The 15,606-nt window shown below is 50.4% G+C and carries 15 protein-coding genes and 2 pseudogenes; 7 read left to right on the forward strand and 10 right to left on the reverse strand.

Features of this window, described 5'->3' with window-relative positions; genetic code table 11:
* Nucleotides 1-49 precede the first annotated feature (49 nt).
* The gene (locus tag DW965_RS04735; protein ID WP_118666782.1) at nucleotides 50-613 is read left to right on the forward strand and encodes a TIGR01440 family protein; all 564 of its coding nucleotides are present in this window, start codon (nucleotides 50-52) and stop codon (nucleotides 611-613) included.
* 89 nt (nucleotides 614-702) lie between these two features.
* Here the strand turns inward: DW965_RS04735 and DW965_RS04740 are convergent, their stop codons facing one another.
* Both DW965_RS04740 and DW965_RS22010 read right to left on the reverse strand, forming a co-directional pair.
* Nucleotides 703-3,171 (reverse strand): cation-translocating P-type ATPase, encoded by a 2,469-nt coding sequence (locus DW965_RS04740; RefSeq protein ID WP_119198096.1) that lies wholly within the window; start codon nucleotides 3,169-3,171, stop codon nucleotides 703-705.
* Between the two features lie 215 nt (nucleotides 3,172-3,386).
* Nucleotides 3,387-5,126 (reverse strand): annotated as a pseudogene (locus DW965_RS22010) (Rqc2 family fibronectin-binding protein).
* Between the two features lie 151 nt (nucleotides 5,127-5,277).
* On the opposite strand from DW965_RS22010, the gene DW965_RS04750 reads away from it, so the two are divergent.
* From DW965_RS04750 to pgsA, 5 genes and pseudogenes are all read left to right on the forward strand, one after another.
* Nucleotides 5,278-5,556 carry a DUF370 domain-containing protein gene (locus DW965_RS04750; protein ID WP_055218332.1) on the forward strand — a complete coding sequence of 93 codons (279 nt, stop codon included), beginning with the start codon at nucleotides 5,278-5,280 and terminating at the stop codon, nucleotides 5,554-5,556.
* Nucleotides 5,549-6,163, forward strand: coding sequence for a guanylate kinase (gmk, locus tag DW965_RS04755; protein WP_022461423.1), 615 nt, complete (start codon nucleotides 5,549-5,551; stop codon nucleotides 6,161-6,163). The genes DW965_RS04750 and gmk overlap by 8 nt, the downstream gene beginning before the upstream one ends.
* Before the next feature lie 15 nt (nucleotides 6,164-6,178).
* On the forward strand, nucleotides 6,179-6,457 hold the full coding sequence (gene rpoZ, locus DW965_RS04760; RefSeq protein WP_022461424.1) for a DNA-directed RNA polymerase subunit omega: 279 nt from the start codon (nucleotides 6,179-6,181) through the stop codon (nucleotides 6,455-6,457).
* Between the two features lies 1 nt (nucleotide 6,458).
* Nucleotides 6,459-7,783 (forward strand): annotated as a pseudogene (gene rimO / locus DW965_RS04765) (30S ribosomal protein S12 methylthiotransferase RimO).
* Complete coding sequence (pgsA, locus tag DW965_RS04770) at nucleotides 7,780-8,316, forward strand: CDP-diacylglycerol--glycerol-3-phosphate 3-phosphatidyltransferase (protein WP_055228244.1); 537 nt, start codon at nucleotides 7,780-7,782, stop codon at nucleotides 8,314-8,316. Before rimO ends, pgsA begins: the two are co-directional and overlap by 4 nt.
* A gap of 76 nt (nucleotides 8,317-8,392) precedes the next feature.
* On the opposite strand, the gene DW965_RS04775 is transcribed toward pgsA, so the two are convergent.
* From DW965_RS04775 to purF, 8 genes are all read right to left on the reverse strand, one after another.
* Nucleotides 8,393-8,692: a hypothetical protein gene (locus DW965_RS04775; RefSeq protein ID WP_118594497.1), complete on the reverse strand. Its 300-nt coding sequence runs from the start codon at nucleotides 8,690-8,692 to the stop codon at nucleotides 8,393-8,395.
* Nucleotides 8,689-9,051, reverse strand: a complete 363-nt coding sequence (locus tag DW965_RS04780) for a hypothetical protein (protein WP_055217741.1) — start codon at nucleotides 9,049-9,051, stop codon at nucleotides 8,689-8,691. Before DW965_RS04780 ends, DW965_RS04775 begins: the two co-directional genes overlap by 4 nt.
* Nucleotides 9,052-9,105: 54 nt before the next feature.
* Nucleotides 9,106-9,468, reverse strand: coding sequence for a hypothetical protein (locus DW965_RS19065; RefSeq protein WP_158576382.1), 363 nt, complete (start codon nucleotides 9,466-9,468; stop codon nucleotides 9,106-9,108).
* On the reverse strand, nucleotides 9,428-9,712 hold the full coding sequence (locus tag DW965_RS04790; protein WP_055228247.1) for a hypothetical protein: 285 nt from the start codon (nucleotides 9,710-9,712) through the stop codon (nucleotides 9,428-9,430). The genes DW965_RS19065 and DW965_RS04790 overlap by 41 nt, the downstream gene beginning before the upstream one ends.
* Nucleotides 9,713-9,804: 92 nt before the next feature.
* Complete coding sequence (locus tag DW965_RS04795) at nucleotides 9,805-10,047, reverse strand: helix-turn-helix transcriptional regulator (protein WP_022462361.1); 243 nt, start codon at nucleotides 10,045-10,047, stop codon at nucleotides 9,805-9,807.
* Between the two features lie 146 nt (nucleotides 10,048-10,193).
* Complete coding sequence (locus DW965_RS04800; protein ID WP_243036421.1) at nucleotides 10,194-11,354, reverse strand: S8 family peptidase; 1,161 nt, start codon at nucleotides 11,352-11,354, stop codon at nucleotides 10,194-10,196.
* Nucleotides 11,276-11,893 (reverse strand): hypothetical protein, encoded by a 618-nt coding sequence (locus DW965_RS19745; protein ID WP_243036423.1) that lies wholly within the window; start codon nucleotides 11,891-11,893, stop codon nucleotides 11,276-11,278. The genes DW965_RS04800 and DW965_RS19745 overlap by 79 nt, the downstream gene beginning before the upstream one ends.
* Nucleotides 11,894-12,011: 118 nt before the next feature.
* A complete protein-coding gene (gene purF / locus DW965_RS04805; RefSeq protein WP_119198097.1) occupies nucleotides 12,012-13,448 on the reverse strand; it encodes an amidophosphoribosyltransferase in 1,437 nt (478 codons plus the stop codon).
* A 462-nt stretch (nucleotides 13,449-13,910) separates the two neighbouring features.
* On the opposite strand from purF, the gene DW965_RS04810 reads away from it, so the two are divergent.
* Complete coding sequence (locus DW965_RS04810) at nucleotides 13,911-15,521, forward strand: CTP synthase (RefSeq protein ID WP_118700406.1); 1,611 nt, start codon at nucleotides 13,911-13,913, stop codon at nucleotides 15,519-15,521.
* Nucleotides 15,522-15,606: the final 85 nt, after the last annotated feature.

A 15,606-nucleotide genomic window follows, 5' to 3' on the forward strand; every position in this document is an offset into this window, starting at 1 on the left:
TCAGTCTCCTTTTGCACAAATATTGCTGTTTAGCAAGGAGGGATACAAAATGAATCTTGAAACAATCAGACAGGAAGCGCGTGCCGTCGCAGAGGAGCTGATTACGACAGCGCAGATGAAACCGGGACAGATTCTGGTAGTGGGATGTTCTTCGAGTGAAATTCACAACAGTAAGCTCGGAACGGATTCCAGCCAGGAGATCGGGCAGGCGGTGTTTGAGGCGCTGTGTGCGTGTACGAAGGAGCACGGGCTGTATCTGGCGGCGCAGTGCTGTGAGCATCTGAACCGTGCGGTTGTTCTGGAGCGTGCGGCGGCAGAAAAATATGGTTACGAGCCGGTCTGCGCGGTACCGTGGCTGCATGGCGGCGGATCGTTTGCGATGGCGGCATACTATGGATTGGAGGACGCTGTCACCGTAGAGCGTGTGCAGGCGCATGCAGGTATTGATATCGGTGATGTGCTGATCGGCATGCAGCTGAAGGCAGTAGCCGTTCCGGTCCGGGTATCGCAGAAAACGATCGGAGATGCGCACGTTGTCTGCGCGCGGACAAGACCGAAATACATCGGCGGCGAGCGGACGCATTACGCGGAAGATCCGGAGATGAGAAAGTAAGAAACTGTGATTGGTAAATCAAAAAATGCCGTACAGGCGGAGAAAAATTTCCAACGCTGTACGGCATTTTTGATGTTTGGTTTTACGTTTTATTTCGCTTTTCTCGCTTCCCGTTTTCGCAGGAAGAAAATTTTCTGCTTCCGGTAAAAAGAGGAAATGGAATCCACGAGGATGCTCAAATATCGCAGAACCGGCTCTGTTGCGACAGAGAATACGACCAGCAGCATGATACATTTTCTGGACATATCAGAAATGGCGAACAGCTGGTTCAGATAGGTACTGCAGAAAATGAAGGCAATAATCGAGCCGATCAGGATCGTCCAGCGCATCCAGTTGAGCGGCTTGCTGATCCGGTAGAGAATCATAAAACCGACAATGGCGAGCAGTACGGTGGCAGCGGTCGAAATATCTTCCGAGCCGACCGCAAATTCCTGGCCGAAGACGACGAGTGTTGCGACCATCAAAAAGTCGGTCAGCGCCGCAGGCAGGGCCCGTGTCAGAATGTTCGTGATAAAGTGGCCCGCTATCCGGTTTTTGTTCGGCATTAGCGAGAGCAGGAAGCCTGGAATACCGATCGTAAACATACTGATCAGCGAGATCTGGGACGGCTCCAGCGGATACGTCACCATCGAGATCAGTGAGAAGATGGACAGCAGGAACGAGAAAATGTTCTTTACCAGGAACAGCGTTCCCGAGCGCTGCAGGTTGTTGACAACGCGGCGGCCTTCCAGTACGACAGAAGGCATCTTCGAAAAGTCGTTGTCCAGCAGAACGAGCTGTGCAGCCTGTGCGGCAGCGTCACTTCCGGATGCCATCGCAACGGAGCAGTCGGCATCCTTTAATGCGAGCACATCGTTGACACCATCGCCGGTCATCGCAACGGTCTTGCCGTTTTTCTTTAAAGCCTGGACAAACTGGCGTTTTTGGTCTGGTGTGACACGGCCGAACACGGTGTATTTCAGGATTGCTTCTTCGAGCTCTTCCGGTGTCTTTAGAGTGGAAGCATCAATATAATCCTCTGCGTGTGCAATCCCTGCCTGGCGGGCAACCTCAGATACCGTTACCGGAGTATCACCGGAGATGACCTTGACATGGACACCCTGATCTTCGAAGTAGCGGAACGTTTCCGGTGCTTCTTTTCGGATCGGATTGGAGAGAAGCACGTAGCCAAGCGGCGTGACACGGCCGGAGAGTGCTTTTCCATTCGGTACAGTTTCGGATGTGCCGAAGACGAGAAGACGGAATCCCTTTGAGGTATACGCTTCAATTTCACTCTGATAGCGTGCAAAATCATCGCGGAGAACGAACTCCGGGGCACCGAGCACGTAGGAGACATCCGAAAATGTCACACTGGAATACTTGAATTCCGAGGAGAACGAAGTCATCGAAACGGCAGTTTTGCCGTTGTTGTCTTTAAAATATTCTTTCAGTGCCGCCATAGTAATGTTGTCGTTTGACATGGCAGATGCGAAATCACCGACCGCAAGGGAAAGCTCTTCTTTCTGCAGTGCGGGAGCATTTTCGCCGGATTCTGTATCAGGGACTGAACTGGAGCCGACCAGAATCAGATCATGTACTTTCATATTTGTCTCAGTGATGGTTCCCGTCTTATCGACACAGAGCACGTTGACGCGAGCCAGCGTCTCGATACATTTCATATCATGCACGAGAACCTTCTGCGAAGCCAGCCGCATAACGCTGACGGCAAGGGCAACGCTTGCAAGCAGGTAAAGACCTTCTGGGATCATGCCGAGCACGGCGGCCACCATCGAGGTAATGCTCTCACGGAATGTTTCGTGGGAGACGAAAAACTGCTGGCCGAAGAGCAGAAGACCGATCGGAATGATCAGAATGCCGACAACCTTTACCAGCTTGTTGAGGGAGCGGATCATCTCGGACTGTTCGCCCTCTTTCATGGCCTTTGCCTCGAGGGTCAGACGGGAAATGTAGGAATCTTCACCGACCTGGGTCAGACGGCTCTTGCAGCTTCCGGAGACGATAAAACTTCCGGACATCAGCTCGTCGCCCGGGCGCTTGGTAATCTCATCGGATTCACCGGTAAGCAGCGATTCGTTGACCTGTACCTCACCTTCAAGCACGACAGCATCAGCGCAGATCTGTTTTCCTGCGGTAAATACAACAATATCATCGAGTACGAGATCCTCCGCGGCGAGTGTTACCTCAGCACCGTCACGGATCGCAGTAGCCTTCGGCGCGTTTAAAACAGACAGCTTTTCCAGCGTCTTTTTCGCCTTGATTTCCTGTACAATGCCGATCAGCGTGTTCGCGATGATGACCGGCAGAAACGTAAGATCCCGGAACGAACCGGCAAGGATCAGAAAGATGGCAATAATCAGAAAAATCAGGTTGAAATACGTACAGACATTGCTCTTTACGATCTCGGCCGTTGTCTTGGACGGAGGTTCCACCGCGCAGTTGGTCCAGCCGTTCTCGCGGTACTCGGCAACCTGCTCGGCGGAAAGGCCTTTGGAAGGGTCTGCCTCATAGCGCGTCGTTGGAACACGGCGGTGAATGATTTCGGGAATTGTTTTGTTCATAACAGTTATATTCCTCTCCGGCTGTCCTGATAAAGAAGAGACAGCCTCACTGTGGTTTGGTTGAAAAAGATCACGTCTGGAATCTTTTTCCATACTAAGAAGTATACCATAGAGCATCGAAAAAGAAATGAAGGAAGTATTAAATTTTACGAAAAAAAGACTTTTCGCAAAGAGGAACAGATAGGAATGTGCGAAAAGTCTTTTGTATTCTGAATTCAGTCCTGTATTTCCTGAAGATTGCGGATGTTCGGCTCCGCCATCATGGAGTAATTGGTGTAATAAACAACGAAACCCGGTTTGCTTCCGTTTGGTTTACGCAGGTTTTTCTTTAAGGTGTAGTCGATTTCCACCTTCGGTGCCTGTCTGCCTTTCGAGTAATAGGCGGCGAGAGCAGCGGCCTCTTCGTAGACGGAATCCGGCAGCTCTTTACCGTTCGTCTTTACGATGACATGGCTGCCCGGCTGGCCTTTCGCGTGGAACCACCAGTCGTTGCCGGAGGCGAATTTAAACGAAAGTTCCTCGTTCTGGAAGTTGTTCTTGCCGACATAAATGTCAAAGCCCTCGGAAGAGCGGTAGTGGAACGGATGGGAGGTGATTTTCTGCTTTTTCCCTGTCGGTCCCTTGCGGCGGATGTAGCCGTACTCAATCAGCTCTTCTTTTAACTGTACCAGATCCGCCTCATCGAGCGCAATATCAAGCGCCGTGCTGATGGATTCGAGATGGTCGATTTCCTCTTTCGTCTCGACAAGAAGTTCTTCGAGTGCCTCACGGGTCCGCTTCAGCTTTCCGTAGCGGTCGAAGTATTTTTCGCATTTTCGCCGGCAGAGAGCGTTCCGTCGAGCGGAATCGTGATTTCCTCGCCGTTATAGTAATTGACGGCTTTCAGCGAAGTATCGCCCGGCTGGCAGCTGTAGCCGTACGTATTTAAAAGCTCACCGTAAATCCGGTATTTTTCCCGCTTGTCGGTGTCTTTTAACTGTTTCTGCTGCAGGTCGTATTTTTTGACATTCCGTTCGAGTGCGGTATTGACGACACGGCGCAGATCGGAAGATTTCTGACGGATGCGGGTGATGCGGTTTTTCATGGCATAGTATGTTTCCAGTACACCGGAGATCGAGTCGTATGTTTCCTCCCGCAAATCCTGATACTGCGTCAGTTTCAGTGCGGAAAATTCTTTCGGCTCATCGCCTGGTATACGATGTTCGGCGTAAATGCGCCGTTTTTGATATCCTCAATCAGATAAGAGAAGGTGCGGAACAGATGAAGCTTTGCATTTTCTTCGAGTGCATTGACCGCAAATCCGCCGTCGATGCCGGCGCGGCAGCAGACTTCCTCCGCCATCAGCGGGCTGAAGCCGGTAAGGGAAGTGTAGATTGCCTTTGCGGCAGCCATCGGTTTCGTGCAGACGAAATCGAAAAATTCTTCTTCTGTGATCGTGAGCGGATCTTTCTTATCCTGCGTGTGCGGAATGAACCAGGTGCGGCCCGGAAGAACCTCACGGACAGAACTCATGTTGGCGGAAATATGTTTGATACTGTCAAGGATCGTATTGTCCTCCTGACAGAAGATCAGGTTGCTGTGTTTTCCCATGATCTCCACAATCAGCTTCTTGCGGCAGATATCGCCGAGTTCGTTCAAATGCTCGAGCTCAAAAATAAGAATACGCTCGAGTCCCGGCTGGGTAACGGAGAGAATGCGGCGCTGCCGATGTGTTTGCGGAGCAGCATACAGAAATTCGGTGCGGTCATCGGGCCGGGCTTATTGTTGTCCGTCAGGTAGATCAGCGGAAGCGAAGCACTTGCCGAGAGGAGAAGACGGTAAACGGTACGGTTGTTTTTTATTGTAATCATCAGCTCGTCGTTTTCCGGCTGTGCGATCTTGTTGATCTTTCCGCCGACGATGGTCTGATTCAGTTCCTGTGCAATATTTGCAATGGTAATTCCATCAAAAGCCATAGAAAATATCTCCTTTGTTTGAAATTCTGGTATTTTCATTATAATACAGAAAAAAAGATTTGACTAGGCTTTCTGAATGAATTATAATAAATCTGTATGGGTAGATGTATTTTCTGAAAAAGACTTCAGAAGGTACAGGAAAGGACGGATTGTGGCAAAACTGATCAACATCGGATTCGGCAATGTCGTAAATTCGGATAAAATAATAGCAGTGGTGAGTCCCGAGGCGGCACCCGTCAAGCGTATGGTGCAGCGTGCAAAGGAAAGCAACCGCATCATCGATGCGACGCAGGGAAGACGCACGAAAGCAGTGCTCATCACCGGAGAAGAATTTATCATCCTTTCGGCTTTGCAGCCGGAAACGATCAGCCGCAGATTCAACGGCGGCTGGGAAACAGAAAAAGAGCGAGGGGAATCTGAAAATGAGTAGAGGAATACTTACTGTAGTATCCGGTTTTTCCGGAGCAGGAAAAGGAACACTGATGAAACGCCTGATGGAGGAGTACGACAACTATGCGCTGTCCATCTCCGTCACCACAAGAGACCCGCGTCCGGGCGAGGAAGACGGCGTATCGTACTTTTTCCGTACAGAAGAAGAGTTTGACCGCATGGTAGAAGAGGATGCCTTCCTCGAGTATGCGCGTTACGTAAAACATTCCTACGGAACGCCGAAGGCATACGTAGAGGAGCAGCTGGATGCCGGAAAAGATGTTCTGCTTGAGATTGAAATCCAGGGAGCACTTCAGGTCAAGGAAAAACGTCCGGACACCCTTCTTGTGTTCATCACACCGCCGACCGCCGAGGAGCTGGAACGACGCCTCCGGGGACGCGGAACGGAAACAGAAGAAGTCATCAAAGGCAGAATGGAGCGTGCAAAAGAGGAAGCACAGGGCATGGACCAGTACGATTATGTCCTGATCAACGACGACCTCGAAACCTGCGTAAAACAGATGCATGAGACCATTCAGAGCCAGCATTTCATGAGCAGCAACCAGAAAGACTTTATCGAACAGATGAAAAAAAGTCTGGAAAAATAGAAAGGAGCATTTATTATGATTCATCCATCTTATCAGGAACTGATTGCAACTATTAACGAGGGCCAGGATCTGGACGAGGCACCGGTTGTCAGCAGCCGTTACTCTCTGGTACTTGCAACAAGCAAACGTGCAAGACAGATCATCGGCGGAGCTGAACCGCTTGTAAAAGTGAAAAAAGGCATGAAACCGCTTTCCATCGCCGTAGAGGAGATGTACAAAGGAGAGGTTACAATCCTTCCGGAATCTGAAGTTGAAGCGGAAGAGGAAACAAAAGAGGAGCCAGTAATTGAATAATATGAAAATTCTGTTTATTTCCCTTGGATGCGATAAAAACCTGGTAGATTCCGAGCATATGCTGGGTCTTCTGGTAGAGCATGGCTTCGAGATCACCGATTCCGAGGAAGATGCAGAGGTTATCGTGATAAACACATGCTGCTTTATCCACGACGCCAAAGAAGAAAGCATTCAAAATATTCTTGAAATGGCGAAGTACCGTACAGCGGGAAGCTGTAAGGTTCTTCTGGTAACGGGCTGTATGGCAGAGCGCTACCGCGATGAAATCATTGAGGAGATTCCGGAGGTTGACGCCGTACTTGGAACGAACAGCTATGACAAAATCCTGGATGCCATTCAGGATGTCCTCGGCGGCGACCGCTTCCAGGAGTATGCCGATCTGAAAGGACTGCCGAAAATTGACGCACAGCGCGTTGTAACGACAGGCGGCCATTACGAATATCTGAAAATTGCAGAGGGCTGTGACAAGCACTGTACCTACTGCATCATTCCGAAGCTGCGCGGACCGTACCGCTCCGTTCCGATGGAGGAACTGATAGCAGAAGCGAAGACGATGGCAGAACAGGGTGTCAAAGAGCTCGTTCTCGTTGCGCAGGAGACAACCATTTATGGTATCGATCTGTACGGAAAGCCGTCTCTCCACCTTCTGTTAAAAGAGCTCTGCAAAATTCAGGAGCTCTACTGGATCCGGATTCTGTACTGCTATCCGGAGGACATCTATCCGGAACTCGTTCAGACGATGAAGGAAGAGCCGAAAGTCTGTCACTACCTGGATCTGCCGATTCAGCATGCCAACGATGAGATCCTGCGCCGCATGGGTCGCAGAACATCCAAACAGGAGCTGATCGACAAAATTGATTTCCTGAGAAGCGAGATGCCGGATATCACACTGCGCACCACGCTGATCACAGGATTCCCGGGAGAGACAAAAGAGCAGCACAAAGAACTCCTCGAGTTTATCAACGACATGGAGTTCGACCGTCTCGGCGTATTCACCTACTCTCCGGAGGAGGGAACACCGGCTGCTGCGATGGAGCATCAGATCGACGAGGAGGTAAAACTGGACCGTCAGGCAGAACTGATGGAGCTGCAGCAGGATATCTCTGCAGAACTCGGCGAGCGCAGGATCGGCCAGGAGCTTCTTGTTATGATCGAGGGCAAAGTGGCGGATGAGGATGCCTATGTGGCAGAAGCCAGGCGGACGCACCGGGTGTAGACGGCTATGTATTTGTCAATACACCGGAAACACTCGTATCCGGCGACTTCGTAAGAGTGAAAATTACCGGCGCTCTGGAATATGATCTGATAGGAGAGATAAGCCAATGAATTTACCAAACAAATTAACGATTCTGCGGGTAATTATGATTCCGTTTTTCGTGTTCTTCCTGCTGTCTGGCGTGGGCGGAAGCGCGTCCAAATGGATTGCACTGGTAATCTTTGCCGCTGCCAGCATCACGGATACGCTGGACGGCTACATTGCAAGACGTGACAATCTGATTACCGATTTCGGAAAGTTTATGGATCCGCTGGCAGATAAGCTGCTGGTATGCTCTGCACTGATTTGCTTTGTAGAGCTGGACAAGCTTCCGGCGTGGATGGTTATTATTATCATCGCAAGAGAATTTATCATCAGCGGTTTCCGCCTGGTTGCTTCGGACAATGGAATTGTCATCGCAGCAAGCTGGTGGGGAAAATCGAAAACAATCAGCCAGATGATTATGATCATTCTTCTGATCGCCGACATTCCGGCACTTTCCGTGCTGAATACCGTGCTGATCTGGGTTGCACTGATTCTGACCGTTGTTTCTCTGATTGATTACCTGGTAAAAAATAAAAACGTGCTTTCTATGCAGAACTAGGCAGGAAAAAGCACAGAATAAAAACGCTGACCGGTTTGGGATTCCAGACCGGCAGCGTTTTTTTGTTTGTAGTTTTTCAGCGTTTTTTCCCGGAAGCAGCGGAGCGGAAGAGGCGTACCATCTGGTCAATTTTTGCCGCTTCTTGTTTGGATTTTCCGGCTTTGATGGCAGAGATGATCAGGTCCGCCTCGGAGGCGGAAAACTGTGCGCCGCCCTGATTTCCCTGCATCAGGGAGAGAAGAAACGGCATCATTTCCGCCTGGGATTTTCCACGGCTCTGAGAGGCCATCTGCTGCAGTGCCTGAAGCCGGGCAAAGTCAATTCCGGAAAGAGAGGGGTCATGCGACCAGTCGTTTTGCCTATCATCCGAACTCATAGCAGATCCTCCTCATTTCCGGGATTTATATTCTGAAGCATCTGGACCATCTGCATGGTCTGAAACATCTGGGAGAGAAGATCCCGCTGCGGACCGGCGGCAAAACGGGAAATATCCTGCAGCATCTCAAGCGGAGAGACGTGCGGGGCATCAACAGACATCATGGAAAGGTCGGCCGGACGGGAAAAAAGCTGAATGGTCCGCTGGAGCTCGAGCCATTTGCTCAAAATCGCAAGGGAGGGCTGCAGGCCGAAGGAGGCGTAGGGAATGGCAGCCTTCAGCATCTGAAGCTGATCCTGTGCGATCATCTGGTCCAGCGGTGTCATCTGTTCCACATTTTGTTCCTGTTCCTGATTCAAATTAAGATCCTTCCTGGCAGCATTCCTGCATTTGTCTTTTTATTTCTCTTTATCTTATGTTCCAGGCCGGAAAAAATGACAGAAGGCGGGAAAAAACATATGATAAGAGGAAGAAAGAAAAAGGAGACCGCCGGAAAATGGATGGAAAAGAAACAGCAAAAAGAAAACAGGTACTCGAAGGGAATGCCTTTTATGAAATAGATCTGGAATGTATGAGAAAAAAAGAAAAAAGAGAAGAGATGGAAAAGCGGGAAAGAGAAGCACGGAAACCGAAACGGTTTCGCTGAAAGAGAATTCTGGTGAAAAAAAGCCCCGGGGCGGTTGATCCGCACCCGGGGCTTTTTCTGCCCGAACATCTGGGAAGACTGAAAAAAGGTCAGCAGCCGCATCCACAGTTATTGCTGTTGCCGCATCCACAGCCGTTGTTGTTCCATCCGCCGCAGCAGAACAGAAGAATCAGAACGAGCCAGCAGTCGGAATTGCAGCCATTGTTGTTGTTTCCACATCCACATCCGCCGCAGCAGGAGAGGAGAAGCAGAATCCAGATAATACTGCAGCCATTGTTTCCGAACAGGTTGTTGTTGGAAACACCGCATCCATTATCGCAGCCACAGCCGTTGTCACATCCGCATCCACAGTTTGTAGCAGCTAAATCACTCATGTTTGTTCCTCCAAAGGAATCATTTTGCTTACAATTCATGATATGAAAAACTGCCGGGCGGGGTTACTCTTAAAGAGAAAAATTCAAAGACCCTACAGACTGCGTCCCTGAAAATCAAAAAGCTCTTTCACCGGAATGTCAAGTGCCTCAGCGATATCGAACAGAAGATTCAACGAAATAGAGGTTTTTGTATTTGGCGCTTCGATGTTGCTCATATGGGTACGACTGATATGTACCGCCTCGGCAAGTTCGGCCTGCGTCATTCCTTTTGCTCTTCGGTAGTAGGCAATCGTAAGTCCAAGAAGGCGAAGATCGTTCAAGCGTTCGTAATTCATAGTCAGGAATCCCCCTTTTAGTTTTATAAATATAATGATAATACGTAATGATACAACGGAAAACAATCAAAAACAAGGCACTTGCACATTAAAAGTTTGCATCAACAAACGGATATACCATAGAAGCAAACCTGTGAGCGGGAAAATCAGTTTGTCATAAGGCTTGTGAAGCTTTGATATAACTGTAATCGGCCATATCCCCATTCTCTGCTCGGATACGTAATAGTATCAGTTCGGTCTGCACCGCGGATCAGGTAGTTTTTTACCTCCTGTGCCGTGAAATAGCGGGCGGGAGTGCGCTGGATGCCCCATTGCAGAAAAAGAGCAGCGGCGCCGGATGTAATGGCGGCGGACGCACTCGAACCGCTGAAGCTTACATAGGAGCCGGCCGGTCCCGGTCCGGTAACGGAGACGCCGGGAGCGGCAAAGTCGGGCTTGATTTCACCAAGCCGGGTAAAGCCGCGGCCGGATTCCGGGGAAAAACTGTTGTTTGCTGCCTGATACGTGGAGGGAGAAAGAACAGGAACCGTGGCAGAAGGTGTCGTCAGTGTCGTGTACGGATCCGGTTCCAGAAATGTCACATCGGAGGTGGAAAATCCGGTGATCGGGAGCCAGATGTGGAAATCCGGCGGCGATGGAAAAGCGCGGTAAACCTGAAGCGTCCAGATACCGGGGGTCGGATCCAGCATGCGGATCAGAATGAGCTGGCTGCCGGTCGTGGCCTGGACCACTTCGTAGTTGACGTAGATCACGGTGCGCTCCAGAACGAAGGTGATCCGCTGTTCCTGATTCAAAGAGACGGGAATCCGCGGAATCGTCTCGCCGCCGGGAGAGCGGAAACCGACAGAAAAAAGCTGTGGAGCCTGTCCCCAGAGTTCCAGGGTGAAACCGCGGTTTCCTTCAGAAACGAGAAACTCTACATTTTTCGGGGTGTAAGTTTCGGATACAGAGCCATAATAATGGTGTGCTGCATTTCCTTCGTTGCCGGTCGCGCAGACGGGGATCACACCAGGCGTGTTGCCGTAGCGCGCCAAGGTCAGAGAAACGGGGAGCGTGCCGGAGTGGCTGCCCTGATTCGTCCCGAGTGCCAGACAGAGGACGAGCGGTTTTCCTTCCGCAGCTGCGGTTTCATTCAGAAAGTGCATGGCGGAGAGCAGGTCATCTTCCTCGAAGACGGGAGCATTGGAGGACACAAGATAAAAATCTTTCAGATTCTGTTTGGCGGGTTTTAATTTAACAACGGCAAAATCTGCCTCCGGTGCGGCGCCGAGAAATCCGGCGGAGGCATCCGGAGTACCGCCGGCCACGCCTGCGACATACGTGCCGTGCCCGTCGGGATCGGTGACGGGAACAAGGGAGAGTGGATTGCCGCTTTCAAGTGCCGCGTCGAGATTGGACTTGGTATAGAGACTGCCGTAAGGAACTGCGCCGGCGGCGTTCCCGTCCGGTCCGTCTGATCCCAGACGGCGAGAATCCGGCTCTGTCCGTTGGCATGCAGAAATGCGGGGTGGCGGTAATCAATGCCGGTGTCCAGAAAACCGAAGATTACATTTTTGCCTGTATATCCGCCACCGTAGAGATTCTGCGTCTGGACAATCCCGGAGACTTCCAGTGAGAGCGTGGAGAGCGGCGTAAAAAGTTTTGGAAGCCCGGTAAAGGGAACTGCGCCGAAGAGATTTTCCGGCAGCAGACTCCGCTCGAGAAAGAGAACGGAATACTGTGGGTTCAGCGTAAGAAGAGCACTTGACTCCGGAAACAGCATCTGGTACCGCTCGGACTGTGCCACGTAATTCTGGATCAGAATGTTGATGTAATCGTTGGAATAAATGATGTCTGTAAGATCCATAAAGAGATCCTTTGTTTTTGATGCTATTGTATGCAAACATTACGTCAAAGTATGCATGAAACAAAAAAGCCCCCCTTACCTGACGCAGTGTCTGCGCGGTAAAGGGGACGAAATAGAATCAGCTTTCGAGAAGAGCGCTGATATCCTGTTTCGGTACTTCCATTGGGTAATGGCTGTCGAAGCATGCACGGCAGATCGGCAGATCGCCGACCATGTTCTGGAGTTCATCGATCGGCATGTAGCCAAGAGAGTCGGCTCCGATCTGCTGACGGATCTCCTCCGTGGAGTGAGAGCTTGCGATCAGCTGTTTGTTCGAAGGAACATCGGTGCCGAAATAGCACGGATACAGGAACGGCGGAGAGCTGATACGGACATGGACTTCGGTCGCGCCGGCTTTGCGAAGCATCGTGATCAGGTTGGAAATCGTTGTTCCACGGACAATGGAGTCGTCGACGAGCACGATCCGTTTTCCTTTTACAACAGATTCGAGAACGCTCAGCTTGATTTTGACGCTGGATTCCCGTTCCTTCTGGGTCGGCTTGATGAAGGTACGGCCGACATAGCTGTTTTTGTGGAACGCAAGACCGAACGGGATGCCGGATTCTTCGGAATAGCCCTTTGCGGAGGCAAGTCCGGAGTCCGGGACACCACAGACGAGGTCTGCATCAACCGGGTAGGTCTTTGCGAGAGTTGCACCGCCGCGGATTCTGGCTTCGTAGACACTGATATTGTCTATTTTGCTGTCGAGGCGGGCAAAATAAATATATTCAAAAATACAATGCGCTTTTTTTTCGTCAACCGGCATAAATTCGGATTTCAGATTTCCGGTTTTGTCAAACGTTACAATTTCTCCCGGAGCGACATCGCGGACGAATTCGGCGCCGATCGAAGTGAGGGCGCAGCTTTCCGAGGCGAGAACCCAGGCGTTGTCCCGCTTTCCGATGCAGAGCGGTTTTAAGCCATATGGGTCGCGCACGCCGATGAGTTTTCTCGGGCTCATGATGACAAGGGCATAGGCGCCGCGGATTTCTTTTACCGTGCGCAGAATCGCTTCTTCTACCGTTTTGGAATGAACGCGTTCCCGCGCAATGCCGTAGGCGATGATTTCAGAGTCAATCGAAGTGTGAAAAATTGCGCCGGTGTTTTCCATCTGCTCGCGCAGTTCCATAGCGTTGACCAGATTTCCGTTGTGCGAAAGGGAAAGGGAGCCTTTCAGATAATTCAGAACGAGCGGCTGTGCATTCTCTACGGTAGTGGAACCGGTGGTAGAGTACCGGACATGGCCGATGCCGATATTGCCGGACAGCTCTTCTAATTCGGATTCTTTGAAAACTTCGTTGACAAGGCCAAGGCCTTTGTAGGATTTCACATGGCCCTTTGGACCGCTGGTGTCAGAGACGGCAATTCCGCAGGACTCCTGTCCTCTGTGCTGCAGGGCGGAAAGGCCATAGTAGATCGAAGGACTGACGTCGGCACCATCCAGATCGTAAATGCCGAAAACACCACATTCCTCCCGGAGACCGGTATCATAACAATTGTTTGACGATGGCTGCATAGGTATTCTCCTTTTTTCAGTTGTAGACCTGCATGTTTTAAAAACATTGATTATCATACTCATTTTTGCGGATGATGTCAAGAAAATCGTGATATGTATAAAATATGGTGCAGAAATTTAGGATTTCGTGGAAAATGTCGAAAATAATAAAAAATAGTAAAAAAAAGTTGCAGGAAATTCGAGATGTGTTATAATCGTTTTTGATTTTGAATGAAAGCCCCGGATAGCAGCTATGGATGAGCCATGCTTGCATGAGCGAATTCATAGATATTGGCCGGGCAAGACGACATGAGTAAGTAGGCGATAGCCCGGATTACGAATGTTGTCAGCAGTTACGGGAGCGACGCAGGCGCGGAGTAACTGGCTTTCATCATAGAGATGTCGCCGGCAGGCGACATTTCCTTTTAGAGAAACTTGTGACGGAAAAGAAAATATCAGAAGAGAAAACAGGAGGAAATCAATATGGCAGTAAAATATGTCTTTGTGACAGGCGGAGTAGTCTCCGGCCTTGGAAAGGGAATCACGGCGGCGTCCCTTGGACGGCTTTTAAAAGCCCGAGGATACAAAGTGACGATGCAGAAATTTGACCCGTACATCAACGTCGACCCGGGTACGATGAACCCGATTCAGCACGGCGAGGTTTTCGTTACCGATGACGGCACAGAGACAGACCTCGATCTCGGCCACTACGAGCGTTTCATCGACGAGAGCCTGGATAAAAATTCCAACGTGACGACCGGAAAAGTATACTGGTCTGTTCTGCAGAAAGAACGCCACGGTGATTTCGGCGGAGGCACCGTACAGGTCATTCCGCACATTACAAACGAAATCAAGAGCCGTTTCTACCGCGGAAAAGAAGTAGACGAGGAGCGTATTGCCATCATTGAGGTCGGCGGAACCGTCGGCGATATCGAGAGCCAGCCGTTTTTGGAGGCAATCCGCCAGTTCCAGCATGACGTCGGACACGAGAACGCCATTCTGATCCACGTTACCCTGATTCCATATCTGAAAGCTTCCGGTGAAATGAAAACAAAACCGACGCAGGCGAGCGTAAAAGAGCTGCAGGGAATCGGTATTCAGCCGGATGTCATCGTATGTCGGTCCGAGCATCCGCTGACCACCGAGATCAAAGATAAAATTGCTCTGTTCTGCAACGTTCCGTCAAGCCATGTTCTGCAGAACCTGGACGTGGAGTATCTGTATGAAGCTCCGCTTGCCATGGAGAAAGAGAACCTGGCGCAGGTTGTCTGCGAGAGCCTTCACCTTCCATGCCCGGAACCGGATCTGTCCGACTGGACCCATATGGTAGAAGCACTCCGCCATCCGAACAAAGAGGTGACGATTGCGCTCGTCGGAAAGTATACGCAGCTGCATGACGCATACCTGAGTGTTGTCGAGGCATTAAAACACGGCGGTATCGCAAGTCATGCAAACGTGCATCTGAAATGGGTGGATTCGGAACTGGTAACAAAAGAGAACGTGGCAGAGTATCTGTGTGATGTTGACGGTGTGCTGGTACCGGGCGGATTTGGAAACCGCGGTATCGAAGGCATGATTACAGCGATCCAGTACACGAGAGAAAACAGAATTCCGTTCCTTGGCCTTTGCCTTGGCATGCAGCTGACTATTGTCGAGTATGCGAGAAACGTGCTCGGATACCACGACGCACACAGCATTGAGATGAATCCGAATACCATGCACCCGGTGATTGCACTGATGCCGGACCAGAACGGCATCGAGGACATCGGCGGTACCTTACGGCTCGGCGCTTATCCATGTGTACTGGCAGACGGATCGAAGGCACAGGAGCTGTACGGCAAGAAAGAGATCTCTGAGCGGCATCGTCACCGCTATGAGGTCAACAACGATTTCCGGAAAGCACTGACCGAAAACGGCATGGTTCTCTCCGGTGTATCACCAGATGGAAGAATTGTCGAGATGGTCGAGCTTTCGGATCATCCGTTCTACATTGCAACCCAGGCGCATCCGGAATTCAAATCCCGTCCGAACCGTCCGCATCCGCTGTTCCGCGGCCTGATTGCAGCAGCAGCCGAGTACCATGCAGCGAAATAATGGATCGAAAGTGTAGAAAATTAGGTAAAATGCAGCAATAACCTAAGAAAGTAAAGAAAAATTGTAAAAAATTATATAAAAATTA

Source organism: Blautia sp. AM47-4 (genome assembly GCF_003479865.1).
GTDB classification, from domain to species: Bacteria; Bacillota; Clostridia; order Lachnospirales; family Lachnospiraceae; genus Fusicatenibacter; species Fusicatenibacter saccharivorans.